The organism is Krasilnikovia sp. MM14-A1259 (assembly GCF_047159535.1).
Classification (GTDB): Bacteria; Actinomycetota; Actinomycetes; order Mycobacteriales; family Micromonosporaceae; genus Actinoplanes.
This window is the reverse complement of sequence record NZ_BAAGAJ010000002.1, coordinates 3497865-3522114: the sequence shown is the minus strand read 5'-3', so window position 1 is coordinate 3522114 and position 24250 is coordinate 3497865. Positions and strand designations below refer to the sequence as shown.

Annotated in this window: 20 protein-coding genes; 9 read left to right on the top strand and 11 right to left on the bottom strand. The window is 72.8% G+C overall.

From position 1 onward, the window contains the following. Nucleotides 1-136: 136 nt before the first annotated feature. Together ACMCNK_RS15650 and ACMCNK_RS15645 are read left to right on the top strand one after the other, a co-directional pair. Complete coding sequence (locus ACMCNK_RS15650; RefSeq protein ID WP_412737140.1) at nucleotides 137-5104, top strand: NAD-glutamate dehydrogenase; 4968 nt, start codon at nucleotides 137-139, stop codon at nucleotides 5102-5104. A 105-nt stretch (nucleotides 5105-5209) separates the two neighbouring features. After that, nucleotides 5210-7384 carry a heavy metal translocating P-type ATPase gene (locus tag ACMCNK_RS15645; RefSeq protein WP_412737139.1) on the top strand — a complete coding sequence of 725 codons (2175 nt, stop codon included), beginning with the start codon at nucleotides 5210-5212 and terminating at the stop codon, nucleotides 7382-7384. Between the two features lie 328 nt (nucleotides 7385-7712). Here ACMCNK_RS15645 and ACMCNK_RS15640 read toward each other — a convergent pair whose 3' ends face one another. The 3 genes from ACMCNK_RS15640 to ACMCNK_RS15630 are packed head-to-tail and all read right to left on the bottom strand — an operon-like array spanning nucleotide 7713 to nucleotide 9500. Next, on the bottom strand, nucleotides 7713-8519 hold the full coding sequence (locus tag ACMCNK_RS15640) for a TetR/AcrR family transcriptional regulator (protein WP_412737138.1): 807 nt from the start codon (nucleotides 8517-8519) through the stop codon (nucleotides 7713-7715). Then, complete coding sequence (locus tag ACMCNK_RS15635; protein WP_412737137.1) at nucleotides 8500-8931, bottom strand: thiol-disulfide oxidoreductase DCC family protein; 432 nt, start codon at nucleotides 8929-8931, stop codon at nucleotides 8500-8502. The genes ACMCNK_RS15640 and ACMCNK_RS15635 overlap by 20 nt, the downstream gene beginning before the upstream one ends. After that, nucleotides 8928-9500 carry a hypothetical protein gene (locus tag ACMCNK_RS15630; protein WP_412737136.1) on the bottom strand — a complete coding sequence of 191 codons (573 nt, stop codon included), beginning with the start codon at nucleotides 9498-9500 and terminating at the stop codon, nucleotides 8928-8930. The genes ACMCNK_RS15635 and ACMCNK_RS15630 overlap by 4 nt, the downstream gene beginning before the upstream one ends. 149 nt (nucleotides 9501-9649) lie before the next feature. Between ACMCNK_RS15630 and ACMCNK_RS15625 the strand changes: the two genes are divergently transcribed. After that, nucleotides 9650-11263: an ATP-binding protein gene (locus tag ACMCNK_RS15625; RefSeq protein ID WP_412737135.1), complete on the top strand. Its 1614-nt coding sequence runs from the start codon at nucleotides 9650-9652 to the stop codon at nucleotides 11261-11263. Here ACMCNK_RS15625 and ACMCNK_RS15620 read toward each other — a convergent pair. Then, entirely contained in the window at nucleotides 11260-12714 is a 1455-nt protein-coding gene (locus ACMCNK_RS15620) for a glycoside hydrolase family 3 N-terminal domain-containing protein (protein WP_412737134.1), read from the bottom strand. The two genes, ACMCNK_RS15625 and ACMCNK_RS15620, sit on opposite strands and share 4 nt — an antisense overlap. 213 nt (nucleotides 12715-12927) lie before the next feature. Here ACMCNK_RS15620 and ACMCNK_RS15615 point away from each other — a divergent pair, with 213 nt between their 5' ends. Genes ACMCNK_RS15615 through ACMCNK_RS15605 form a run of 3 tightly spaced genes read left to right on the top strand, consistent with a single transcriptional unit; the run spans nucleotide 12928 to nucleotide 15926 of the window. Next, nucleotides 12928-14106, top strand: a complete 1179-nt coding sequence (locus ACMCNK_RS15615) for an ROK family transcriptional regulator (protein WP_412737133.1) — start codon at nucleotides 12928-12930, stop codon at nucleotides 14104-14106. Then, nucleotides 14103-14981 (top strand): ABC transporter ATP-binding protein, encoded by an 879-nt coding sequence (locus ACMCNK_RS15610; protein WP_412737132.1) that lies wholly within the window; start codon nucleotides 14103-14105, stop codon nucleotides 14979-14981. Before ACMCNK_RS15615 ends, ACMCNK_RS15610 begins: the two co-directional genes overlap by 4 nt. A 39-nt stretch (nucleotides 14982-15020) precedes the next feature. Beyond that, nucleotides 15021-15926 (top strand): ribokinase, encoded by a 906-nt coding sequence (locus ACMCNK_RS15605; RefSeq protein WP_412737131.1) that lies wholly within the window; start codon nucleotides 15021-15023, stop codon nucleotides 15924-15926. A gap of 2 nt (nucleotides 15927-15928) precedes the next feature. Here ACMCNK_RS15605 and ACMCNK_RS15600 read toward each other — a convergent pair whose 3' ends face one another. From ACMCNK_RS15600 to ACMCNK_RS15585, 4 genes are all read right to left on the bottom strand, one after another. Next, nucleotides 15929-16882: a methyl-accepting chemotaxis protein gene (locus ACMCNK_RS15600; RefSeq protein ID WP_412737130.1), complete on the bottom strand. Its 954-nt coding sequence runs from the start codon at nucleotides 16880-16882 to the stop codon at nucleotides 15929-15931. After that, nucleotides 16879-17421: a PAS domain-containing protein gene (locus ACMCNK_RS15595; protein ID WP_412737129.1), complete on the bottom strand. Its 543-nt coding sequence runs from the start codon at nucleotides 17419-17421 to the stop codon at nucleotides 16879-16881. Before ACMCNK_RS15595 ends, ACMCNK_RS15600 begins: the two co-directional genes overlap by 4 nt. 81 nt (nucleotides 17422-17502) lie before the next feature. Beyond that, a complete protein-coding gene (locus tag ACMCNK_RS15590) occupies nucleotides 17503-17874 on the bottom strand; it encodes a MauE/DoxX family redox-associated membrane protein (protein ID WP_412737128.1) in 372 nt (123 codons plus the stop codon). Continuing rightward, on the bottom strand, nucleotides 17871-18335 hold the full coding sequence (locus tag ACMCNK_RS15585) for a DUF6232 family protein (protein ID WP_412737127.1): 465 nt from the start codon (nucleotides 18333-18335) through the stop codon (nucleotides 17871-17873). Before ACMCNK_RS15585 ends, ACMCNK_RS15590 begins: the two co-directional genes overlap by 4 nt. 79 nt (nucleotides 18336-18414) lie before the next feature. Between ACMCNK_RS15585 and ACMCNK_RS15580 the strand changes: the two genes are divergently transcribed. From ACMCNK_RS15580 to ACMCNK_RS15570, 3 genes are all read left to right on the top strand, one after another. Further along, the gene (locus tag ACMCNK_RS15580; RefSeq protein ID WP_412737126.1) at nucleotides 18415-19188 is read left to right on the top strand and encodes an enoyl-CoA hydratase/isomerase family protein; all 774 of its coding nucleotides are present in this window, start codon (nucleotides 18415-18417) and stop codon (nucleotides 19186-19188) included. A 69-nt stretch (nucleotides 19189-19257) separates the two neighbouring features. Next, nucleotides 19258-21297 carry an Hsp70 family protein gene (locus ACMCNK_RS15575; protein WP_412737125.1) on the top strand — a complete coding sequence of 680 codons (2040 nt, stop codon included), beginning with the start codon at nucleotides 19258-19260 and terminating at the stop codon, nucleotides 21295-21297. A gap of 100 nt (nucleotides 21298-21397) precedes the next feature. Beyond that, entirely contained in the window at nucleotides 21398-23020 is a 1623-nt protein-coding gene (locus ACMCNK_RS15570) for an acetolactate synthase (RefSeq protein WP_412737124.1), read from the top strand. A gap of 4 nt (nucleotides 23021-23024) precedes the next feature. Here ACMCNK_RS15570 and ACMCNK_RS15565 read toward each other — a convergent pair whose 3' ends face one another. Genes ACMCNK_RS15565 through ACMCNK_RS15555 form a run of 3 tightly spaced genes read right to left on the bottom strand, consistent with a single transcriptional unit; the run spans nucleotide 23025 to nucleotide 24164 of the window. Next, complete coding sequence (locus ACMCNK_RS15565) at nucleotides 23025-23366, bottom strand: PLD nuclease N-terminal domain-containing protein (protein ID WP_412737123.1); 342 nt, start codon at nucleotides 23364-23366, stop codon at nucleotides 23025-23027. Between the two features lie 38 nt (nucleotides 23367-23404). Beyond that, nucleotides 23405-23722, bottom strand: a complete 318-nt coding sequence (locus ACMCNK_RS15560; RefSeq protein WP_412737122.1) for a DUF202 domain-containing protein — start codon at nucleotides 23720-23722, stop codon at nucleotides 23405-23407. A 55-nt stretch (nucleotides 23723-23777) separates the two neighbouring features. Next, complete coding sequence (locus ACMCNK_RS15555) at nucleotides 23778-24164, bottom strand: YidH family protein (protein ID WP_412737121.1); 387 nt, start codon at nucleotides 24162-24164, stop codon at nucleotides 23778-23780. Nucleotides 24165-24250: the final 86 nt, after the last annotated feature.

The window sequence follows — 24250 nt, the reverse complement described above, 5'->3', positions numbered from 1 at the left end:
GGCGGGTGATGTGTATCAAATCCGCTGCCGGAACGTCCGGTTCCCACCGGCGCCTTTTCGGCCCTTGCCACGCACGTTCTAGGCTGGGGTCGACACGTCGAACCCACAGTGTCGTGGGTGAGGGGAGCGCCAGACCATGGCTGTCGCCGACGAGGCAGCGACCGAATCCGATTCCGAGCTCGACTTCGCGTCCGGCCCCGGCTTGGCCATGACGGGCCGACTGGGCTCGTCCGGCGAAGACGCCGTACTGGACGAGCCCCTGCCGAACGGTGAGCGACTCGTCGCTCAGGCCGTGGCCCTGGCAGGTGAAGATCACACGACGGCCGCGCTGGTCAACCGCTTCTGGCGGTTCGCGCCCGACGAGGAGCTGGTCGGTTACACCCCCAGGGAGATGTTCGCCGCGGCGCTCGCGCACCGCGACCTGGCGGCCGCCCGGCTGCCGGGCGAACTGAAGCTCGCGATCCACGCACCTGACAACGCCCAGTGTCACACGGTGTTGCAGATTGTCACGGACGACATGCCGTTCCTGGTCGACTCCGTGATTGCCCTGCTCAACGCCCACCAGCTGCAGGTCCACCTGCTGGTGCACCCGCTGATCGTGGTGCGCCGCCAGCCGCTCGGCGCGCTGGCCCAGGTGGAGGCGGACGTCGAGCCGGACGACGCGATCGACGGCGATCTGGTGGAGAGCTGGATCCGGATCGAGCTGGACCCGGTCCGCGACGTGGCCGCTCGCGACCAGCTGCAGAACGAGGTCCGCCGGATCCTGACGGACGTCCGCGACGCGGTGGACGACTGGGCCCGGATGCGCCAGCGGGCGCTGGTGATCTCCGACGAGCTGGCCTCGGCGCGCGGCTCCGAGACGAAGCTGCCGGTGCCGGACAAGGACGTCACGGACGCGATCGAGCTGCTCAAGTGGCTCGCCAGTGATCACTTCACGTTCCTGGGCTACCGCGAGTACCGGCTGGACGGGGACCTGCTGGTGGCGGTGCCGGGCAGCGGGCTGGGCATCCTGCGCGGCGACCAGAACACCCCGCGCAAGCTGTCCTCGATGACGCCGGAGGCGTACCAGCGGGCACTGGAGAAGCGCCTGCTGATCATCACGAAGGCGAACTCGCGGGCGACCGTGCACCGCTCCGCGTACCTGGACTATGTCGGGATCAAGGTGTTCGACGCGTCCGGTGAGGTGGTCGGCGAGCGCCGGTTCCTGGGGTTGTTCTCCTCGGCGGCGTACCGGACCAGCGTGCGCGAGCTGCCGGTGGTCCGGCGCAAGGTGATGGAGGTGCTGGACCGTTCCGGCCTGTCGCCGCGCGGGCACTCCGGCAAGGACCTGATGCAGATCCTGGAGACGTACCCGCGCGACGAGCTGTTCCAGATCAAGACCGATGATCTGTACGAGGCGGTCATCGGTGTGCTGCGCATGGCGGGGCGTCGCCAGCTGCGGCTGTTCCTGCGCCGCGACGGGTACGGCCGGTTCATCTCGTGCCTGATCTACCTTCCCCGGGACCGGTTCACCACCCACAACCGGCTGCGCATGCAGGAGATCCTGCTGCGCGAGCTGAACGGCATCGGGGTGGACTACACGACCCGGGTGACCGAGCGGATGCTGGCCCGGATCCACTTCATCGTGCGGACCGACCCGGCCGACCCGCCGGGCAAGGTCGACCCGAACGCGCTGGCCGAGGTGCTGGCCGACGCGACCCGGATGTGGGACGACGACTTCTCCCTGGTGCTGGACCGCAAGCTGGGTGAGGAGCCGTCCCGCGAGCTGTTCGGGCGGTACGCGCCCGCGTTCCCCGACGCGTACAAGGACGACCACACGCCGTACGAGGCGGTGCAGGACATCGCGAAGCTGGAGCTGCTGGAGGAGCCCGGCCAGCTGGAGATGCATCTGTACCGCAAGCCGCGCCCCGGTGCCGAGGGGGGCGAGGGGGTCATCCGGTTCAAGGTCTACCGGTACGGCGAGCCGATGATGCTCAGTGCGGTGCTGCCGGTGCTGCACTCGCTCGGCGTGCGGGTGGTCGACGAGCGCCCGTACGAGGTGCGCCGCGCCGACAGCACCATCTACGTGTACGACTTCGGCCTGCGTCCACCGGCCGGGCACCGCGAGCTCAACGAGGTGCGCCCGCAGGTGGAGAACGCGTTCGCGGCGGCGTGGCGCGGCGAGGTCGAGGTGGACGGCTTCAACGAGCTGGTGCTGCGGGCCGGGCTGACCTGGCGTCAGCTCGTCGTGCTCCGGGCGTACGCCAAGTACCAGCGGCAGGCGGGCGCGCATTTCTCGCAGCGCTACGTCGAGTCGACGTTCATCGCGTACCCGGAGATCGCGCGGCTGCTGGTGCAGTTGTTCGAGACGCGGTTCTCGCCGCAGCTGGAGATCGGTGAGCAGGAGCGGGGCCGCCGGGCCGGCGAGCTGGTCGAGCAGATCACCGAGCTGCTGGACGGGGTGGACAGCCTCGACCAGGACCGGATCCTGCGCTCGTACCTGACGTTGATCTCGGCGACGCTGCGGACGAGCTTCTTCCAGCGCCGCGCGGACGGCCGCCCCAAGTCGTACGTGGCGTTCAAGCTGGACCCGCAGGCGATCCCCGACCTGCCGCAGCCCCGGCCCAAGTACGAGATCTTCGTGTACTCGCCGCGTTTCGAGGGCGTGCACCTGCGCTTCGGCGCGGTCGCCCGGGGCGGGCTGCGCTGGTCGGACCGGCGCGAGGACTTCCGTACCGAGGTGCTGGGCCTGGTCAAGGCGCAGATGGTGAAGAACGCCGTGATCGTGCCGGTGGGCGCGAAGGGCGGCTTCGTGCTCAAGCAGAAGCCGGGTGACCGCGACGAGGCCGTGGCCTGCTACAAGATGTTCATCACCGCGCTGCTGGACGTCACGGACAACATCCTCAGCGGCAAGATCGTGCCGCCGCGGGACGTGGTGCGCCACGACGGCGACGACCCGTACCTGGTGGTGGCGGCGGACAAGGGGACCGCGACGTTCTCCGACATCGCCAACGAGATCTCGGTGAGCAAGGACTTCTGGCTGGGCGACGCGTTCGCGTCCGGTGGCTCGGCCGGCTACGACCACAAGAAGATGGGCATCACCGCCCGCGGGGCGTGGGAGTCGGTCAAGCGGCACTTCCGGGACATGGGCGTCGACTGCCAGTCGCAGGACTTCACCGTGGTCGGGGTCGGCGACATGTCCGGCGACGTGTTCGGCAACGGGATGCTGCTGTCGGAGCACATCCGGCTGGTGGCCGCGTTCGACCACCGGCACATCTTCCTGGACCCGGACCCGGTCGCCGCGTCCTCGTACGCGGAGCGCCGCCGCCTGTTCGATCTGCCCCGCTCGTCGTGGGCGGACTACGACACGTCCCTGATCAGCGAGGGCGGCGGGGTGTACCCGCGGTCCGCCAAGTCGATCCCGATCTCCGCGCAGGTGCGGGCCGCGCTCGGGCTGGGCAGCGGGGTCACCGCGCTGAGCCCGATCGAGCTGATGCGGACCATCCTGGGCGCGCCGGTGGATCTGCTGTGGAACGGCGGCATCGGCACGTACGTGAAGGCGTCGACGGAGTCGCACGCCGAGGTCGGTGACAAGGCCAACGACGCGATCCGGCTCAACGGCAAGGACCTGCGGGTCAAGGTCGTGGGCGAGGGCGGCAACCTGGGCCTGACCCAGCGCGGCCGGATCGAGTTCGCCCGCTCCGGAGGGCCCGTCGACGGGGACGGTGAGCACGGCAGCGGCGGGCTCATCTTCACCGACTTCATCGACAACTCGGCCGGGGTAGACTGCTCCGACCACGAGGTCAACATCAAGATCCTGCTGGGCGGCGCGGTCACCGACGGCGAGTTGTCCGTGCAGGAACGCGACGAACTGCTCGCGGCGATGACCGACGAGGTCGCGGCGCTGGTGCTGCGGACCAACTACGAACAGGCGACCGCGTTGGGCAACGCCAGCTCGCAGGCGTTCTCGCTGCTGCCGGTGCACCGCCGGATGCTGGCCGAGCTGGAGCAGTCGGGCCAGCTCAACCGGGAGCTGGAGGCGTTGCCCACGGACAAGGAGCTGGCCGTCCGGTACGAGAACGGGCAGGGCCTGAGCGCTCCGGAGTTCGCGGTGCTGCTGGCGTACGTGAAGATCTCGATGGAACGCGAGGTCCTCGCGGACGTGGTGGTCGACGAGGCCTGGACCACCGACGTGCTGGCTCACTATTTCCCGACGCCGCTGCGTGAGCGGTGCTCCGGCCGGATGGCCGGGCACCGGCTGCGCCGGGAGATCATCACGACCTCCCTGGTCAACGAGGTGGTCAACCGGGGCGGCACGTCGTTCGTCTTCCGTGCCATGGAGGAGAGCGGCGCGTCCGCTGCCGACGTCATCCGGGCGTACGTGGTGGTGCGCGACGTCTTCGGGCTGCAGGAGCTGTGGCAGGGGGCCGAGCAGCTGGACAACCAGGTGCCGACCGGCGCGCAGATCCGGGTGTTCCTGGAGACGCGGCGCTTGCTCGACCGCGCGGTGCGCTGGCTGGTGAGCACCCGGCGGTCCCCGATCGACGTGGCCGGCGAGACTGCCCGGTTGCGGCCCGGGGTCGGTGAGCTGCTGCCGCAGTTGCCGAGCCTGGTGGTGGGTGCGGAGCGCAATGCGATGGCCGAGCACGTCGAGGAACTGGTCGCCGCCGGGGTGCCTGAGCCGCTGGCCGCGGCCACCACTCGGGTGGTGTACGCGTTCGGCCTGCTCGACGTGCTGGAGACCGCGTCGGCGACGGGGCGGCCGGCGGACGAGGTGGCCTCGGTCTACTTCGAGATGTCCGAGCGGTTCCAGATCGACGTGCTGCTCTCGCGCATCTCCGGGCTGCCGCGCAACGACCGGTGGCAGACCCTGGCCCGGATGGCGCTGCGCTACGACCTGTACGCAGCGCTGGCCGCGCTGACCGCCGAGGTGCTGCAGTCGACCGAGGTGGAGTTGCCGCCCGCAGACCGCATCTCGGAATGGGCGCAGGTCAACGCGGCCTCGATCGCCCGGGCGGGCAACGCCATCGGCAACGTCGACGACACCCCGCAGGATCTGGCGGCCCTGTCGGTGCTGCTGCGCCAGATCCGCACCCTGGTCCGGACGTCCGCCGCGTCCGGCTGACCCGTCCGCGCCCCACGACGACGCCCCGCCGCGGTTTCGCGGCGGGGCGTCGTCATGCCCGGAGATGACTGGGCGAGGTACCCCCGAGGGGTATAGAGTGGTGGGGTGACGCGGCAGATCGAGCTTGAGATCGGCGGGATGACCTGCGCCGCCTGCGCCAACCGGATCGAGAAGAAACTCAACCGGCTCGCCGGCGTGACCGCCACGGTCAACTACGCGACCGAGAAGGCGCGCGCCACCGTCCCGCCCGAGATCACCGCGGACGACCTCATCGCGGTCGTCGAGAAGACCGGCTACACCGCCGCGCTGCCCGCGGCGTCGGAGCAGGCGTCCGCCCCGGCCGCCGACCCGTTGCGGACCCGGCTGATCGTCTCCGCCGTGCTGAGTGTGCCGGTCGTCGTGCTCGCGATGGTGCCCGCGTGGCAGTTCACGTACTGGCAGTGGCTGTCACTGACGCTGGCCGCGCCCGTGGTCGCGTACGGCGGGTGGCCGTTCCACCGGTCCGCGTTCGTCAACCTGCGACACGCCACCGCCAGCATGGACACGCTGGTCAGCCTCGGCACGCTGGCGGCGTTCGGGTGGTCGGTGTGGGCGTTGTTCCTCGGCGGGGCCGGGGTGCCCGGCATGACCCACGCGTTCGAGCTGCGCGCGGGTGGCGGCGAGGACGCGATCTATCTGGAGGCTGCGGCCGGGGTCACCACGTTCCTGCTCGCCGGGCGTTACCTGGAGGCCCGGGCCAAGCACCGGGCAGGCGACGCGTTGCGGGCGCTGCTGGAGCTGGGCGCCAAGCGGGTCACCCTGCTGCGCGACGGCGTCGAACGCGAGATCCCCGCCGACCAGCTCGCGGCCGGTGACGAGTTCGTGGTCCGGCCGGGGGAGAAGGTCGCCACGGACGGCGTGGTGGTCGACGGGGCGTCCGCGGTCGACCTGAGCATGCTCACGGGCGAGTCCGTCCCGGTCGAGGTGCGCCCCGGAGACCCGGTCACCGGGGCCACGATGAACGCGGGCGGCCGTCTCGTCGTCCGGGCCACCCGGGTCGGGGCGGACACCCAGCTCGCCCAGATGGCCCGCCTCGTCGAGCAGGCGCAGGACGGCAAGGCCGCGGTGCAGCGCCTCGCCGACCGCATCTCCGGGGTGTTCGTGCCGGTGGTGATCGCGCTGGCGGTGGGCACGCTCGGCTTCTGGCTGGGCGCCGGGGCGCCGACCACGGCCGCGTTCACCGCGGCGGTGGCCGTACTGATCATCGCCTGCCCGTGCGCGCTCGGCCTGGCCACCCCGACCGCGTTGCTGGTCGGCACGGGCCGGGGCGCCCAGCTCGGCATTCTGGTCCGCGGGGTGGAGGCGCTGGAGTCCGCGCGGCGCATCGACACGATCGTGCTCGACAAGACCGGCACCGTGACCACGGGCCGGATGGAGGTCGCGGACGTGGAGCCCGCGCCCGGCGCCGAGCGTACGGAACTGCTGCGGCTGGCCGGGGCGGTGGAGGCGGCCTCGGAGCATCCGCTGGGCCGGGCGATCGCCCGCGCGGCCGCCGCCGAGTGCGGGCCGCTGCCCGCGATCTCCGAGTTCCGCGCCTCGGCCGGGGTCGGGGTGCGGGCCCGGGTCGGTGACGTCGAGGTCCAGGTCGGACGTGAGGACGGGCCCGACCGCGGCCCGGCCGGGGAGACGGCCCGTACCTGGGTCACGGTCCGGGCGGACGGCGCGGTGCTGGGGCGGCTGGGCCTCGCCGATCGGGTACGCCCGAGCAGCGCGGCCGCGGTCGACCGGCTGCGAGGGCTGGGCCTGACCCCGATCCTGCTCACCGGCGACGCGCCCGCGGTGGCGCAGGCGGTGGCCGCGGAGGTCGGCATCGACGAGGTGGTGGCCGGTGTGCTGCCCGCGGGCAAGCTCGACGCGGTGCGGCGGCTACAGCACGAGGGCCGGACGGTGGCGATGGTCGGCGACGGGGTGAACGACGCTGCCGCGCTGGCCGGGGCGGATCTGGGGATCGCGATGGGTGCCGGTGCGGACGTGGCGATCGAGGCGTCCGACCTGACTCTGGTGCGCGACGATCTGTCCGCGGCGGTGGACGCCGTGCGGCTGTCGCGGCGCACGCTCGGGGTGATCCACGGCAACCTGTTCTGGGCGTTCGCGTACAACGTGGCGGCGCTGCCACTGGCCGCGGCCGGACTGCTCAATCCGATGATCGCTGGGGCGGCGATGGCGCTGAGCTCGATCTTCGTCGTGCTGAACAGCCTGCGGCTGCGCCGCTTCCGGCCGGACGTCGTCCCGGTGCGCTGAGGGGAGAAAGCAGGGTGGGCCGGGTGCTCGCGGCGGCTGCTCCCGAAGCCGCCGGTTGCACCCGGCCCACTGTCTGTGCCGCGGGGGCCAGGATGGTCCCGTATCCCAGCTTCCCGCGGCGTCCCCAGATCCACCTACCAGATGTAACGGTAGGTGGTGATTGCCCTTTATCGGAAGCGCTCCGTAAAGGATCTGGCCGTTCGGTTGGCCTCCACCGGGCCGACGGATGCGGATGTTCCGCCGACAAAGGCCCGAAACGACGCGGGGACGCGTCGGCGAGTGAGGCTCAGCATCACATTCTGTGACCATACGTCATTGCGGAAAGTGACTACGAGTCGCTACGGAGCGTCTCGATGAGGCCGGTGATCTGGCGCAGCGCGGGCCGCAGCACCCGTAGCCGCGACAGCGCCACGAGCCGGTCGACCAGCGGAACCACGCCGTCGATCAGCCGCCGGGTCCGGCGCTGGTCCGGGGACCGGTCGTACACCCAGAACAGCACGACCCCCATCCACCCCAGCCAGAGCAGCTCGGGCAGCTCTTTGCGCAGCTCCGGGTCCAGCTTGGCCGACGAACCGTCGACCACCTCGCGAAAGATCCCGATCGCCGCCTCCCGCGCCGGCGACGACTCCGCCGAGAACGGGCTGAGCGGTGACGAGGGCTCGGCCGCCGTCTTGAAGAACGTCGCCGCGAACGCGTGGTACGGCGCGGTCACGTCGATCCCGGCGTGCAGCGTCGCGCGCAGCCGGGCGGCGAACTCCCGCTCGGTGGCCAGCACCGGCGCCGCGGCCGCCCGGTGTGCCGCCTGGTTCTGGTCGTAGAACCCCTGGACCAGATGTTCCTTCGAGTCGAAGTAGTAGTACGCGTTGCCGACCGCGACCCCGGCCTCCTTGGCGATCGCGCGCATCGTGGTCTCCGCGTACCCCCGCTCGCGGAACAGCCGCAGCGCGGTCTGCAGGATCAGCTCCCGGGTCTGCTCGCCGCGGGCCCGGCGCGGTTTGGCTGCTTCGGCCTGGGCTGCTTCGGCCTGGGCTGCTTCGGCCTGGGCCGCTTCGGCCTGGGCTGCTCCAGTCCGGGCTTCGCCGGCCCGGGCTGCTCCGGCCTGGGTCGGGGACTGGTCAGGGGCAGCGGTCGTCACAGACGTCACCGTAGTCGGGCGTCCGGGTCCGCTCCCGGACGGCGGACGCCGCGGCGATGAAGCGACGCGCCGCGGGCAGCAGCCGGGGCGAGCTGAGCCGCTCGGCCAGGGCCCGGTGATCGGCCAGCGCCCACAGGCAGGCCAGCCATGCGCCGTCGGAGACGTACACGTCCCCGGTGTCCGCGATCACGGTCAGATCGCGCAGCGTGGTCGCGTGGTCCAGATCCGGGAAGCGCCGCCGGGCCTCGGCGGACCCGGCGGCGACGAACTCCAGCGGTACGAGCTGGGCCCGGCCCGCCAGCCACCGCCGCGCGGTCCGGCACACCGGGCATCCGGCGTCGAACAGGACGGTGAGAGCGCCGATCCGGCCGGCCACGGGGCCGGCCGGATCGGCGGTGCGCGCCCCTGTCACGCCAGGCCCGGCTGCGGGGCGGCGGGCGGCTGCTGCGGGTGTTGCGGGTGCTGCGGGTGCTGGGTGTGTTGCGGGTGGCCCGGCTGCGGGTGCTGCGGCTGCTGGGGGTGGATCGGCAGGCGTCCCGCGGGTGGCAGCGGCGGCTGGCCCTGCTGGCGGCGGAGCCGGCCGCGACGGTAGCGGCCGAGGAAGAAGACATTGCAGAAGTGCAGGACGCCCAGCACCAGCAGGACCAGGCCGATCTTGGTGGACAGCACCTCCAGCGCCCGCCCGGTGTCGGGAACGTCCGCGCTGGAGCGCATGGCCGCCGACACGTAGCCGAGGTTGAGGAGGTAGAAGCCCATCACGAGCAGGTGGTTGATCGCTCGGGCCAGCCGGCTGTCGTCGAACACGTCCTCCAGGAAGACCAATCCGTTGCGCGACAGGGTGGTGGCCACCCACACCGTCAACCCGACGCTGAGGGCCAGGTAGGCGAGGTACATCCAGACCTTGGGGTCCATGGCGATGCCTTTCTCGAACGTGTTCAACTTCGCGGACTCAGCGTAGACCTCGTTCTTGAACGCGTTCAAGTGGTGTGCCGACGATCACGACGGGCGGTTGAATGGCCGGATGATCCGGGTGCCGACGGTTTGTCGACGGATGACCGGGGTACGTCGAAGTGGGCCACGGCGTGGCTGCCCCCGATGGCAGCCGGTCGAGGCCAATCGGGGGGAATGTCATGAATATCGGCTGCGGCAACGCTGCACTGCATGACTCGCAGGCGGTGCTCACGGTCGCGCCCGACGCGTACGTGGCGATCGATGCATCCGGGCAGGTGATCGGCTGGAACCCCGCCGCGGAGGCCACGTTCGGCTACTCGCGCGAATACGCGTGCGAACGGTCCGTCGAAGAAATGATCATTCCGGAGCGCTACCGCGCGGCACACCGGGCGGGGTTGACCCGGCTGGCGGCGGGTGGAGCCGGCCGGGTTCTCGGGCAGCGGATGCAACTGTCCGCGGTGCACCGCGACGGGCATGAATTCCCGATCGAGATGACCTTGACGGCCACCGACGGGGCGGGCGGGCGTGTCTTCCACTGCCTGGCGCACGACGTGACCGCCGCGCGCCGCGCCGACCTGTTCCTCGCGGCGGACTCCGCGGTCCACCGCGGCCTGGCCCAGGCGAATTCCAGCACCGACGCGGCGGCCCGAGTGGTCGAGGCACTCGGTCTGGTCATGGAGTGGCCGGTCGTCGAGCTGTGGCTGATCGACGAACGTCGGCAACTGCTGTGCTGCGAAGCCCGGCATGTCGACCACGCCTACTCCGTGGGCCAGTTCGGCATCGATGAGCTGGAGCTCGGTGAGGGCCTGCCCGGGCGGGTGCTGATGCACAACCGGGTGCACTGGATCCCGGACCTGGCAACGGAGGGATCGCTGCGCAGCATCGCCGCCGCCCGTGCCGGACTGCACCTGGCCGCGGGCGTCCCGGTCTGCGCCTATGACCAGACGCTCGGGGCGCTGTGCGTCTTCGGCAACCGCGTCGAAGAGACCGACGAGGCCGTCCTCGCGCTGCTGGCCGGGATGGCCGCCCAGCTCGGGCAATACCTGGACCGGCGGCACGCCGAGGAACTGGAGGTCGAGCTGGCCCGCACCAAGGACGAGTTCCTCGCCCTGGTCACCCACGAGCTACGTAACCCGCTGTCGGTGATCACCGCCACCGCGTCGGTCGCCGAGACGGAGCTTCGCGCCTCGGTGGAGGACGAGCAGCGAGGCTACCTGCGCACCATTCTGCGCAGCGCCCAGCGGCTGTCCGTGCTGGCCGACGACCTGCTGGACCTTGCGCGTCTGGAGTCCGGGCATCTGGGGATGCATCCGGTCGCCACCGACCTGACCGAGATCATCGGCGGTTCGGTGGAGGCGCATGCCGCCCCCGTCGCGGACAAGGACCTGACGGTCACCGTGCGGGTGCCGCGTGAACTCCCGCTGCACGCCGACCCGCACCGGCTGCGCCAGGTCGCCGACAACCTGCTCTCGAACGCGATCAAGTACACCCCGGCGGGCGGCGCGGTCATCGTGACCGCGGACACCGACAGCAGCGGCGAGCAGATCGTCTGGACCGTCAGCGACACCGGTATCGGCATCCCACCGGCCGATCGCCCGCGGCTGTTCCGCCGCTTCTACCGCGCCTCGACCGCGCTGGAGAGACGCATCCCGGGCACCGGGCTCGGCCTGGCCATCACGCGCACCATCGTCGAACGCCACCACGGCACCATCGACCTGGCCGACGGGCACGCCACCGGTACCACGTTCGTCGTACGGCTGCCCACCAAGCCGCCGCAGCCGGCCTCCACCTAGTCGACGGCCAGGCCCAGGGTTTCCGCGGCGGCCCGGCCGTTCGCGTGGCTGGCGCCGTACGTGGTGACGAAGGCGCGCACGCCGGCCGGGCGCCAGGTCGAGGGCCAGCCCATCTCGACCACCGCCACGGTGTGGGCGGCGGCCAGTCGCTCGATCAGGTCCCGGGCGGCCGGGGCCCGGTGGGTGTGCCGTCCGACCACGACGATCGGGCGGGAACCGGCCCGGGTGGCGAGTGCTTCCGGTGATGCCTCGGCGGCCACGATCGTGACCTGCTCCGTGCCGTTGAGGTGGGGCTGCAGGCCCCACGGCACCCGGCCCTCGGCGATGGAGTGGCCGGATTCCAGTTGCACCACGAGCGGACCGGCCAGCCCGGCGAGCGAGCCCTCGACCTGGACCGCGCGGCGGGCGGCGGCGTACCCGAGCGTGGCGTCGAGCGGCGTTCTCGGGTCCGTGGGGCGGGTCCAGGCAGCCAGTGCGGCGGTGTGCGCCGCGGCCTCCTCCAGCCGGGCAAGTGCGAGGCGGCCGTCGCTCGCCCCGGCGACGATCTCGGCGGCGATCGCCTCGACGAGGGCGTGGTCCACCTCGGCGCCGATGCAGAGCAGGTCGGCCCCGGCGGCGAGGGCGCGTACCGCGGCGTTGCCGATGCCGCCGGCGGTCTCGGCGGCGCCGCGCATCTCCAGGGCGTCCGTGACGACCACGCCGCGGAAGCCGTACTCGTGGCGGAGCAGGCCCGTGATGGCGGCGCTGCTGAACGTGGCCGGGTCGTCGCCGGTCAGTTCCGGCACCCGGATGTGCGCGGTCATCACCGCCTGGGCGCCGGCCGCGACGACGGCGGCGAACGGTGGCAGGTCCCGCCGGCGCAGGACGGAGAGCGGGGCGTCGACTGTGGGCAGTTCCAGGTGCGAGTCGGCCACCGTGGCGCCGTGCCCGGGGAAGTGCTTGGCGCAGGCCGCCACGCCGACCCCTTGCAGGCCGTCGATCGCGGCGGCGGCATGCCGGGCCACCCGGGCGGGGTCGGCGCCGAACGAGCGGGTGCCGATGATCGGGTTGTCGTCCGCCGTGTTCACGTCGACGGTCGGGGCCAGGTCGAGGTTGATCCCGGTGGCGGCCAGGTCGGCGCCGATGGCCGCGTACACCGATCGGGTGAGGTCGACGTCGTCGACCCGGCCCAGCGCGGCGTTTCCCGGGTACGGGCTGCCGGTCAGGTGGGCCAGCCGGGTCACGTCGCCGCCCTCCTCGTCGATGGCGACGAGGACGTCCGGCCGCGCGCGGCGCAGTTCGGCGGTCAGCGCGGCGACCTGCTGCGGGTCGGCGACGTTGCCGCCGAACAGCGTGTGACCGGCGAGTCCGTCGTCGAGCAGGCGTACCGCCCACTCCGGAGCGGTGGTGCCGGGGAAGGCCGCGAGCAGGGTCCGCAGGGCGAGGCGGCGCAGTCCGGGATCGATCGCCATGGGTGTCCTTCCGTACGCGGATCCGGCCGTTCGTCGTCGGCAGGTCCGGCCGTTCGCGGTCTGGTCCTTGCGGGCCGTGCACTGCATGATCGTTGGGTGTCGATAGGCAACGTGCTGCACTCGGGTAGCGTGCCGACCGTTACGCTGCGGCTACCTGATGTGCGCCGCAACTGTAATAGGAAACAATCCTAAATACTAGGGGACGAAGGAGCTATGGCCGCCACCCGCCTCCCGGGCACCCCCCGGCTGTTGCGCGCGCTCAACGACCGCGCGGCTCTGGAACTGCTGCTCGCCCGCGGCCCGCTGACCAGGGCCCAGCTCGGCGCGATGACCGGCCTCAGCAAGGTCACCGCCTCGCAGCTCGTCGAGCGCCTGGAGGAGCGCGGCCTGGTGCGCCGCGTCGGTGAGCAGGCCGGCGGCCGCGGGCCGAACGCCCAGCTGTATGCGGTCACGCCCGGTAGCGCCCACGTCATCGGCGTCGACGTCGGCCCGGACCGGGTGGCCGCGGCGTGCGCCGACATCACCGGGGAGATCATCGGCCGGGTCGAGCTGTCGACGAAGGACACCGACGACCCCGTCGGGGTCGTGCACAGCGCGGTCGTGCAGGCCGCGGCCGGTGCGGGTGCCGACATGAGTTCCGTACGCCGGGTGGTGCTGGGCACCCCGGGCCTGGTGGACCCGAAGAGCGGGGAGATCTCGTTCGCGTGGGATCTGCCCCGCTGGCACCGCGGCCTCCTGGACGAACTGCGCAAGGACCTGAGCACGCCGGTGGTCTTCGGCAACGACGTCAACCTCGCCGCGATCGCCGAGGCGCATCTCGGCGCGGCCGTCGGCATCGAGGATTTCGTGCTGTTCTGGGTCGGGCGCGGCGTCGGCCTCGCCAGCGTCATCAACGGGCGGCTGCACCACGGCGCGTCCGGGGCGGCCGGGGAGATCGGCTACCTGCCGGTGGCCGGGGCGGAGATCCCGCGCAATGCGTCCCGGCACGGCGTCAAGGGTGCCTTCCAGACGATCGCCGGGGCCGACGCGGTCAAGGCGATCGGCAAGGAACACGGCTTCAAGGGCGCCGGTGCGGCCGACGTGGTCCGGGCCGCGGTCGCCGCCGGGAAGGCCGGCGAACCCGTCCTCGACGAGCTGGCCCGGCGTCTCGCGCTCGGCGTCGCGGCCACCTGCGCGGTGCTCGACCCGCCGCTGATCGTCCTGGGCGGCGAGGTCAACCAGGCCGGCGGCACGGCCCTCGCCGAGCGGGTGGAGCGCGAAGTCGCCACGATCACGCTGGTCTCGCCGCGCGTCGTGCTCAGCGAGGTGGCGGCCGAGCCGGTGCTCACCGGCGCGCTGCGCACCGCGCTCGACGCCGTACGCGACGAGGTGTTCGGCTCGACCACCGGATGAGCGCAACCGGCCCCGGCACGCCGTCGGGAGCCGGAGGCCGTGCGTGGTTGGATGGAGCCGTGCTCGACGCTGCCGTACCCACTCCCCCCGACGCCGACACCGTCCTCAAGTTCGACCGCGTGAGCGTGATCCGCGGCGGCAACTTCCTGGTGCGTGGCCTGTCCTGGCAGGTCGAACTGGACGAGCGCTGGGTGGTGCTCGGCCCCAACGGCGCGGGCAAGACCACCCTGCTCAACCTCGCCTCCGCCCGGCTGCACCCGTCCCGCGGCACGGCCTGGGTGCTGGGGGAGCGGCTGGGCCGGACGGACGTCAACGAGCTGCGCACCCGGGTGGGTTTCAGCACCGGCGCATTCGCCGACCGGGTCCCGCCGGACGAGCGGGTGCTCGACGTCGTCGTCACCGCCGCGTGGTCTGTGGTGGGCCGCTGGCGCGAGCAGTACGACCCGCAGGACGAGGCCCGCGCCCGCGCCCTGCTCGACCAGCTCGGCATGGGGAAGTTGGCCGACCGTGAGTTCGGCACGCTGTCGGAGGGCGAGCGCAAACGCACCCAGATCGCCCGGGCGCTGATGACCGACCCGGAGCTGATGCTGCTCGACGAGCCGTCGGCCGGGCTGGACCTGGGCGGCCGGGAGGACCTCGTCGCCCGCCTCACCGACCTCGCGCTCGACCCGGACGCTCCCGCGATGGTGCTGGTCACCCACCACGTGGAGGAGATCCCGCCCGGTTTCACGCACGCCATGCTGCTGCGCGAGGGCACGGTCGTGGCCGCCGGGCTGCTCGGCGAGACGCTGACCGCGGAGAACCTGTCCAAGACGTTCGGCCTGCCGCTTGTGGTGCAGCGCACCGGCGACCGGTTCACCGCCCGGGGCGCGTGACCGAGTGCACCGAGCGGAGCGAGGGCCACGAGGGACCGGGTGAGCGAGACCCACGCGCCCGGCATCGTCGTCGTGGGCAGCGCCAACATGGACCTGGTCGGAATCACCGAACGGCTCCCGCGGCCCGGCGAGACCCTGCTCGGCGACGACTTCCTCATGGTGCCGGGCGGCAAGGGCGCCAACCAGGCCATCGCGGCGGCCCGCGCCGGTGGCCGGTGTGCCTTCCTCGGCGCGATCGGTTCCGACGCGTTCGGGGTGAGCCTGAAGGCGCGGCTCGACGCGTCCGGGGTGGACACCACACACGTGCGGACCAGCTACGGCGCCTCCGGCGTCGCGGTCATCATGGTGGACCGCAACGGCGAGAACTCGATCATCGTGAGTCCCGGCGCGAACAGCACGTTCACCGACCTCAACGAGACCGAACGGGCCACGATCGCCCACGCGGACGTGCTGCTGTGCCAGCAGGAGATCCCCGCGGCCACGGTCGCCGAGGCGGCCCGGGTGGCGCACGAGGCGGGTACCCGGGTCGTGCTCAACGCCGCCCCGGCCCGCCCGCTGACATCCGAGCTGCTGGCGGACGTGGACCTGCTCGTGGTCAACCAGAACGAGGCGCGGGCGCTCACCGGCACCCCGGAACCGGACACGGGCGCGCTGCTCGCGCTGGCGCCCCGCGTGGTGCTCACGCTCGGCGCCGACGGCGCCCGGTACGCCGACCGCGACGGCCGGGACGCGCGGATCCCCGCGTACCGCGTGAAGGTGACCGACTCGACCGCCGCGGGTGACGCGTTCACCGGGGCGCTCGCGGTCGCCTGGGCCGAGGGCCGCGACCTGATCGACGCGGTCCGCTGGGCCACCGCGGCGGGGGCCGTCTGCGTCCGTACGGTCGGTGCCTCGGTCTCGCTGCCCCGCCGCGCCGAGATCGACGAGCTGTACGGCAGCGCCTGACCTCAGCCCTGCCGGGCCGTCGTGACGAACCGGTTGACCTCGCTGCGCAGCACCTCGGCGAGCTGCGACAGCCCGGTGCTGCCGGCGCCGCGCCCGCCGTCCACGGCCAGCGCGATCCCGTCCACCAGGCTGCTCATCTCCCGGATGTTCGCCGTCACGGCCTCCAGCACGCCGATCGCGTCCGCGGCGGCCTGCTGCACCGTGCTGACCTGGGTCATGATCTCTTCGCTGGAGCTGCTCGTCTCGTTCGCCAGCGTCTTGACCTCGCCGGCCACCACGCTGAAGCCGCGCCCGGCCTCCCCGGCTCGGGCCGCTTCGATCGTGGCGTTCAGTGCCAGCAGCCGGGTCTGCGACGCCACCTGGTTGATCAGGTCGACGGCGTGCCGGATCTGCTCGGACGACGTACGCAAAGAACCCACGGTCTCCAGGCCCCGCTCGGCGTCGGCCACCGCGTCGCGGGCGAAATCCGCCAGACCCTTCGCGGACGCGCCCATCTCCGTCGCCGCGGTCGCCACCTGTTCGGACACCGTGAGCACCGCCGACTCCAACTCGTCGGCCAGGGACACCCGTGACTGCCGCGCCTCGACGAGGTAATCCGCCGAGTTGCTCATCGCGTGGGTCGACCTTCCGATCAGCTCCGCGCCGGCCCGGAACGCGCCACCCAGACCGCGGGTCAGGAACCGGCGGTGGAACCGGGCGTCGGCCGCGGCGGCCAGCGTGGCACTCGACTCCCGGACGTACGCGTCCGTGATGTCGAGCAGCCCGTTGATCGCCGTACGCGCCGCCACGGCCACCTCGGAGTCGCCCAGCGGGGCCAGCCGCACCTCCAGGTCGCCCGCCCGGGCCCGGTCGCACACGTCCGCGATGTGCCGCAACGCGGCGGTGGCGTCCACCGGGGCGGTGGCCGGCGTCTCGGCCCGGTGCCGTACCGCCGTGCCCTTGGCACGATGCTTCACGGGTTGGCCGTGTTCGTGAGCTCCCACACGAACTCCTCATAGGTCTGTCCGCGCTCGACCAGCTTCCGCTCCAGCAGCGCGACCGAGGCCGCCACCGCCTGCCGCGCCCCGGCGTGCCGCTGCTCCTCGGCCCGCAGTTCCGCGTACAGCCCGGTGACCGCGGCCACCGGGGAGGCGTCCGGGGTGCGCCGGTTGGAGTGGTAGCCGACCACCTGCCCGGTGACGTCCACGGTCGGCGTGACGTGCGCGAAGACCCAGTAATGCGCGCCGTCGAGTGCCAGGTTCTGGACGTACGCGAACATCTCCTGGCGCTGCTCCAGCGTGTCCCAGAGCAGCTTGAAGATCGCACGTGGCATGTCCGGGTGCCGGATCACGCTGTGCGGGCTGCCCAGCGCCTCGTCCTCGGTGAGCGCGGAGACGCGCAGGAAGACGTCGTTCGCGTACGTGATGATGCCGCGCGGGTCCGTCTTCGTGACGATGATCTCGTCCTGGCCGAAGGTGCGCTCGACGCCCGTGGGCCGTACCTGGGTGGTGGTCATGGTGACCTGATCGTCACCCGTGCGGTGCCCGGTGTGGGCCGGTTTCGCGAACTCAGCCTGCGCAGCGGGCCATCCCCCGGCTCAGTCCGTGGAGCGGCGGGCCACCCGCAGCGCCCACCACACCAGCGGCACCTGCAGCGGCAGCCGGGCGTACGCGGCGGCCCGGTACACCGGCGGCGCATGCCGCCAGTCGACGGCCATCTTGACGTTGGCGGGGAACACCGCGACGAACAACCCGGCCGCGGCCAGCGCACCCAGCCGCCGGGTCCGCGGCCGGGTCAGCGCCGCGGCCACGGCCAGCTCCGCGGCCCCGCTCAGGTACGTCCAGGTGCGCGCGCTGCCCGGCAGGGTGCGCGGCACGATGCGGTCGAACGGCTCCGGCCGCGCGAAGTGCCCCACGCCGGACGTCGTGAGCAGGGCGGCCAGGGCGGCCGCGCCGGTCGGCCGCCTCACCGGGGCACCGGGCGCGATTCGAGGGCCCGCTGCAAAGCCCGGTAGATCTGGCCGAACCGGCGGCGGTCCGCGGTGTGCAGCAGCAGCACGTCCGAACCGTGCACGTGGCCCCAGATCTCCAGCGGGCGGCTGCCTCGGTCGTACGACCGGTCCACCCGGTTCAGCACCACGTCGGCCGTGGGCACCGAGGCCAACCCGAGCAGCAGGCCGCCCCCGCCCAGGATGACCGTGGTGGACGCCGGGGACTCCATGATCAGGGCCAGCGCGACCCCCAGCGCGCCCAGGAAGATCGGGAACAGGATGAGCAGGCCCGACGCGCCGCGCTCGATGACCGTGGCCCAGGACCGCGGGCCGTGCCGGTGCCACACGCGGGCGAGCTCGTCCGGCTGGTAGTCCCGGCCGCCCATGTGGATCGCGGCCGATGTGACGACGACCTCCGGGTCCCGGTAGTACGTGATCAATCCCGCCTCCTCCGCCGCTCGCCACCCTATCGGGTACCCGTCGTAGGCTGACCTGAACCGAGACTCAGGAGGCGGCAGCGTGGGCGACTTCGTCCGTTTGGAGACCACCGACGGCATCGGCACGATCAGGCTCGAACGGCCCCCGATGAATGCGCTCAACACCCAGGTCCAGGAGGAACTGCGGGTGGCGGCGCAGGCGGCGGAGCAGGACACGGACGTCCGGGCGGTGATCGTGTACGGCGGGGAGAAGGTGTTCGCGGCCGGCGCGGACATCACGGAGTTCACCACCACCACGTACCAGGAGATGACCGTGCGGGCGGCCGCGCTGTCGTCGGCGTTCGACGCGGTCGCACGGATCCCCAAGCCGGTCGTCGCCGCGATCACCGGGTACGCGCTGGGCGGCGGCTGTGAGCTGGCGCTGGCCTGTGACTGGCGGGTGGTGGCCGACGACGCGAAGCTGGGCCAGCCGGAGATCCGGCTCGGGCTCATCCCGGGTGCCGGCGGCACTCAGCGCCTGGCCCGCCTGGTCGGCCCGGCCCGCGCCAAGGACCTGATCTTCTCGGGCCGGATGGTCGACGCCGACGAGGCGCTGCGGATCGGCCTCGCCGACCGGGTGGCGCCCGCCGGTGAGGTGTACGCGACGGCGGTCGAGCTGGTCCGCCCGTACCTGAATGGTCCTGCCCTGGCGCTGCGCGCCGCGAAGCTGGCGGTCGACGGCGGCCTGAGCATGGACCTGGCCGCGGGTCTGGCCTGGGAGAGCCAGTTGTTCGCGGGCCTGTTCGCCACGGACGACCGGGTGGAGGGCACGACCGCGTTCGTGCAGAAGCGCAAGCCGAAGTTCACCGGGCGCTGAATCCGGTCCGGCGCCGGGCGGTGCCCGCGGGAGATCTTCCGGCGGCGGGCACCGCCTAGACTGGCGCGCATGTCCACCGACCAGGGCCGGGCCCAGCGGCACGCGCTCGGCGTCGACTTCGGCACCTCCAACACCGTCGCGGTGGCCCGCTGGCCGGACGGGCGGGCCCGGCCGATCCTCGTCGACGGCTCGCCGCTGCTGCCCTCCGCCGTGTACGCCGAGCCCGACGCCCAGCTGATCGTGGGCCGGGACGCGGTGCACAGTGCCCGGCTGGAGCCGTCCCGCTTCGAGCCCAACCCGAAGCGCCGCATCGACGACGGCACCGTGCTGCTGGGCGACCACGAGCTGCCGGTGGTGGACCTGATCGCGGCCGTGCTGGCCCGCGTCGCCGAGGAGTGGCACCGGGCGGTCGGCCCGGTCCGCCCGGATGTGACCCTCACCTGCCCCGCGACCTGGGGCGCCGCCCGGCGCGGGCTGCTCGCCGAGGCCGCCGCCCGGGCAGGGCTGACCGGTGCCCGGCTGGTCGCCGAGCCGGTCGCGGCGGCCACCTATTTCGCCGAGGTGCTGGGCCGTGACGTGCCGATCGGCTCGGTCGTGGTGGTGCACGACTTCGGGGCGGGCACGTTCGACGCGAGCGTGGTCGCCCGTACGGCCGAGGGGTTCGAGGTCATGGCGGTCGACGGCCGCGACGACATCGGCGGGCTGGACGTGGATGCGGCGATCGTGGAGCATCTCGGCGCGTTCTGCACGGAGCGCGACGCCGCCGGGTGGAAGCGGCTGGTGGAGCCCGAGACCGTCGAGGAGCGGCGCGCTCAGCGTCAGCTCTGGGACGACGTCCGGGTGGCCAAGGAGCGGCTGTCGCGTACCCAGTCCGCGGATCTCGTGGTGCCGTTGCTGGGGCTGGAGGTGCACCTCACCCGCGACGAGCTGGAGACGCTGGCCCGGCCGGTGCTGGAGCAGACCGTACGGGTGACCGCCGACCTGCTGCGCTGGGCGGATCTGCCGGAGGGCCGCCTGGCCGGGGTGTTCCTGGTCGGCGGCGCGAGCCGGATCCCGCTGGTGGCGACGCTGCTGCACCGGGCGGTCGGCGAGGCGCCCGTGGTGATCGAGCAGCCGGAACTGGTGGTGGCCGAGGGCAGCATCCTCGCCGGTGCCGCCCTGCTGGCGTCCGAGCCGGCCGCGCCGGGCCCGACCGCGGAGCTGCGGTTGCCCTCGTTGATCGGCGTCGACGACGCCGAGACCGTGCTTGCGGCACGCCGCCCCTCCGCCGGTGTCGACGATGCCGAGACGGTCCTCGCCGCCCGGCGCCCGGCCGGTGCCGACGATGCCCGGCCTCCCGCGGCCGGTGTCGACGATGCCGAGACGGTGCTGGCCGCGCGGCCCGCGGCGGGTGTCGACGATGCCGAGACGGTGCGTTCCGCGCCGCGGCGGCCGACCGGGGCCGACGACCAGGAGACCGTGCGCGCCATGACGCGTCCGGCCGATCTGCCGCCGCCGGCCGTGGACCCGTGGCCGGACGCCGCGCCCGAGCCGTGGCTGCCCGACCCGAACGCCACCGTGGCCGCCGATCCGTCGTGGGATGCCGAGGGTGGAGTGTGGGCGCCCGGTCCCGCGCGGCCCGGTGGCGCGGGGCGCTCCCCGGCGCCCGTGCGTGCCGGGTCCGGCCTGACGCCCACCCGGCAGATGCCGAACGCGACGCGTCCGATGTCCCCGGCCGGGCGGCCCGCCTCCCCGGCCGCCGGTGCCTCGGCGGCGGTGGCGCCGCCCGCCTCGGCGCCGACCCGGAAGTCGACCGGGCGTGCGGCACCGGCCGCCCCCAAGCCCGCCCGTCCGGCGAAGGACAAGTCCGCGAAGGCCCGGCGCGCCGAGCCGGCGGCAGTGGCCCGGCGTCCGCAGGCGCCGGCCGCGCCGTCGAAGCGCCCCCGGCGTCGTCGTGGCCGCTTCGTGCGGTTCCTGCAGATCATGCTGAGCATGGCGGTGCTGATCGCGGCGCCGTTGGCGGCGCTCGTCGTGGCGTACGCGGCCAAGACGAATCAACCGGTGCGTGACGCGGCGTACGACCTGCTGCGCGACGTGTATCACCTGATCCGGCCGGCACTCGGCTCCTGATTCGGTGCCGCCCGAATCAACCGCCACTTAGGTGAGTCGGATTCATCTTTTCCTCGGAGACCGGTAGCGTGCACCCGGAGACCCAAGGACGGGAGCGGACATGGCGGACATGATCGAGGGCCACGGCGGCGACCTGGCGCTGGCCACCCTGCGGGCGTACGGCGTCACGGAGATGTTCACGCTCTCCGGCGGCCACGTCTTCCCCCTGTACGACGCCGCCCACAAGGCCGGCTTCCCGATCTACGACGTCCGGCACGAGCAGTCCGCGGTGTTCGCCGCCGAGGCGGTCGCCAAGCTGCAACGCCGTCCCGGCCTCGCCGTGCTCACCGCCGGCCCCGGCGTCACCAACGGCATCTCCGGCCTGACCAGCGCGTTCTTCAACGCGTCCCCGGTGCTCGTGATGGGCGGCCGGGCACCCGCGTTCCGCTGGGGCTCGGGCAGCCTGCAGGAGATCGACCACATCCCGCTGGTCGCCCCGGTCACCAAGTACGCGGCCACGGTCACCGACACCGACGCCATCCCGGCAGAAGTGGCCCGCGCGCTGGACGCCACGCTCGCCGCTCACCGCGGCCCCGCGTTCCTCGACCTGCCGCTGGAGGTGTTCTTCTCGACCGGCGAGGTGGCCGTTCCCGCCGCCCCGGCCGTGCCCGTGATCGAGCCGGACTCCGATGAGGTCGCCCGGGCTGCTGCACTGCTCGCCGGCGCCCAGCGCCCGGTGCTCATCGCGGGTTCCGACGTGTGGACCGGCGACGCGATCGACGCGCTGCGCGCGGCGGCCGAGGCGCTGCACGTACCGGTGTTCACCAACGGCATGGGCCGTGGTGCGCTGCCGCCCGGCCACCCGCTCACGTTCGCCCGGGCCCGGCGTCCCGCGCTCGGCGAGGCCGACGTCGTCGCGGTGGTCGGCACCCCGCTGGACTTCCGGCTCGGCTTCGGCGAGTTCGGCGACGCGCAGGTGGTGCACATCGTGGACGCGCCCAGCCAGCGCGCCACGCACGTGACCCCGGCCGCCTCCCCGGCTGGCGACCTGCGGGCGATCCTCACCGCGTTCGCGAACTTCGCCGGGGCGCGCGCCGACCACACCGAGTGGGTGGCGGGCCTGCGGACCGCCGAGGACGCGGCGAAGGCGCGCGACGCCGAGGCGATGGCCGCCGAGACCGACCCGATCCGCCCCGCCCGCATCTACGGAGAGCTGCGCCGGGTCCTTGCGGCGGACGCCGTCACCATCGGCGACGGCGGCGACTTCGTCTCGTACGCGGGCCGTTTCCTGGAGCCCGCGCAGCCCGGCACGTGGCTCGACCCCGGCCCGTACGGCTGCCTGGGCACCGGCATGGGATACGCCATGGGGGCCCGGGTGACCTACCCCGACCGGCAGATCTGTGTGCTGATGGGCGACGGCGCGGCCGGCTTCTCCCTGATGGACGTCGAGTCCCTGGTGCGCCAGCAGTTGCCGGTCGTCATCGTCGTGGGCAACAACGGCATCTGGGGCCTGGAGAAGCACCCCATGAACGCGATGTACGGCTACGACGTCGCCGCGGACCTGCAGCCGGGCCTGCGCTACGACGACGTGGTGCGGGCGCTGGGCGGGGCGGGGGAGACCGTGGAGAAGTCGGCGGACCTGGGTCCGGCGTTGCAGCGGGCGTTCGACGCGGGTGTGCCGTATCTGGTCAACGTGCTCACCGACCCGGCGGACGCGTACCCGCGGTCGTCCAACCTGGCCTGAGCCGCTACTCGTCCTCCGGCTTCTGCAGCTCGCGTTCCCACTGCGCGAGCAGTTCGCGGTCGCGGCGGGCCTGTTCGGTGTTCATCGTGCGCAGGAAGTCCGGGTCGTCGTCGGGTGAGGCGGGCCGGGCCGTGTGCCCGCGGGCCGGGCCGCCCTCGTGCGGCGCGGGCAGCGGGCGTCCCCAGAGGTAGTACGCGATCGGTCCGAACAGTGGGACCAGCAGGACGATCAGGACCCACAGGGCGCGTGGCAGGTTGCGGACCCGGTCGGCGGACAGCGCGCCGATCAGGCCGAGGACCAGAAGTACGAGCTGCATCGCAGCCAGGAGGATGAACGACCGGACCATGAGGCAATGATGACGCGGCGCGACCGGTACGTCATCGATCACGCCACGACAACCACCGCGCCGCACACCGCGAAGCTCGCACACAGCAGGGCGTACGCGATGACCGTGTGCCGTCCGGGCCGGGGCGGACGCGCGATCAGCCCGTGCACCCGGCGGTAGCCGAGCGCGACCAGGACGGCCCAGATCGCCATCGCGGCCGCGACGGCCAGCACGGTCGTGGCGCCCGGATGCGGTACGAACGCCGGGCGCAGCATGAGCAGGCCGACCGCGGTCGCGGACAGGCCGGTGCGCCGCCACGCCAGCCGGGTGCGCTCGGCGGAGGCACCGTGGTCGTCGCCGCTGTCCGGGGTGTTCACTGCCGGCCCCCCGCCGTGAGACCGGCGCCGGACCCGGCCCGACCGGCCCGGCCGCTCATCGCAGGGCCCGCATCAGCACGGCGACGACCAGTAGCAGCGCCCCGGCCGCGACCACGATGGCCAGCACCGCGGGGAACCGGGACCGGGGCAGGTCCGTGCCGAGCCGCATGGCGCGTTCGGTACGGGCCCAGTGGTCCACGGCGCGTAGTGCGACGAGCGCGCCGAGTACGAGCAGCGACACCGCGATGATCTCGCGCAGGTGGGTGATGGGCAGCGGGGGCAGGAACTGCGCGCACGCCAGCCCGCCCGCGATGAGCGCCAGCCCGGTACGGATCCAGGCCAGGAACGTGCGCTCGTTGGCCAGGGAGAACCGGTAGTCGGGGGTCTTGCCGACCCGCGCGGTCCGCCCGGGGTCGAACCACTGTCGCAGGTCGTTCAACACGCGACGATTATCGAACGTTCAGTTCCGGGGCTGCCCGGGGACGGCGGCATCCGGGCGTGAGGGAGGATGGGGCGGCAGCCGCGAAA

Bases quoted from the DNA above. Each gene is read 5' to 3' on its own strand.
- ACMCNK_RS15650 (WP_412737140.1), top strand. From the start codon at position 137: ATGGCTGTCGCCGACGAGGCAGCGACCGAATCCGATTCCGAGCTCGAC.
- ACMCNK_RS15625 (WP_412737135.1), top strand. From the start codon at position 9,650: ATGAATATCGGCTGCGGCAACGCTGCACTGCATGACTCGCAGGCGGTG.
- ACMCNK_RS15620 (WP_412737134.1), bottom strand. From the start codon at position 12,714: ATGGCGATCGATCCCGGACTGCGCCGCCTCGCCCTGCGGACCCTGCTC.
- ACMCNK_RS15615 (WP_412737133.1), top strand. From the start codon at position 12,928: ATGGCCGCCACCCGCCTCCCGGGCACCCCCCGGCTGTTGCGCGCGCTC.
- ACMCNK_RS15610 (WP_412737132.1), top strand. From the start codon at position 14,103: ATGAGCGCAACCGGCCCCGGCACGCCGTCGGGAGCCGGAGGCCGTGCG.
- ACMCNK_RS15595 (WP_412737129.1), bottom strand. From the start codon at position 17,421: ATGACCACCACCCAGGTACGGCCCACGGGCGTCGAGCGCACCTTCGGC.
- ACMCNK_RS15575 (WP_412737125.1), top strand. From the start codon at position 19,258: ATGTCCACCGACCAGGGCCGGGCCCAGCGGCACGCGCTCGGCGTCGAC.
- ACMCNK_RS15570 (WP_412737124.1), top strand. From the start codon at position 21,398: ATGGCGGACATGATCGAGGGCCACGGCGGCGACCTGGCGCTGGCCACC.
- ACMCNK_RS15565 (WP_412737123.1), bottom strand. From the start codon at position 23,366: ATGGTCCGGTCGTTCATCCTCCTGGCTGCGATGCAGCTCGTACTTCTG.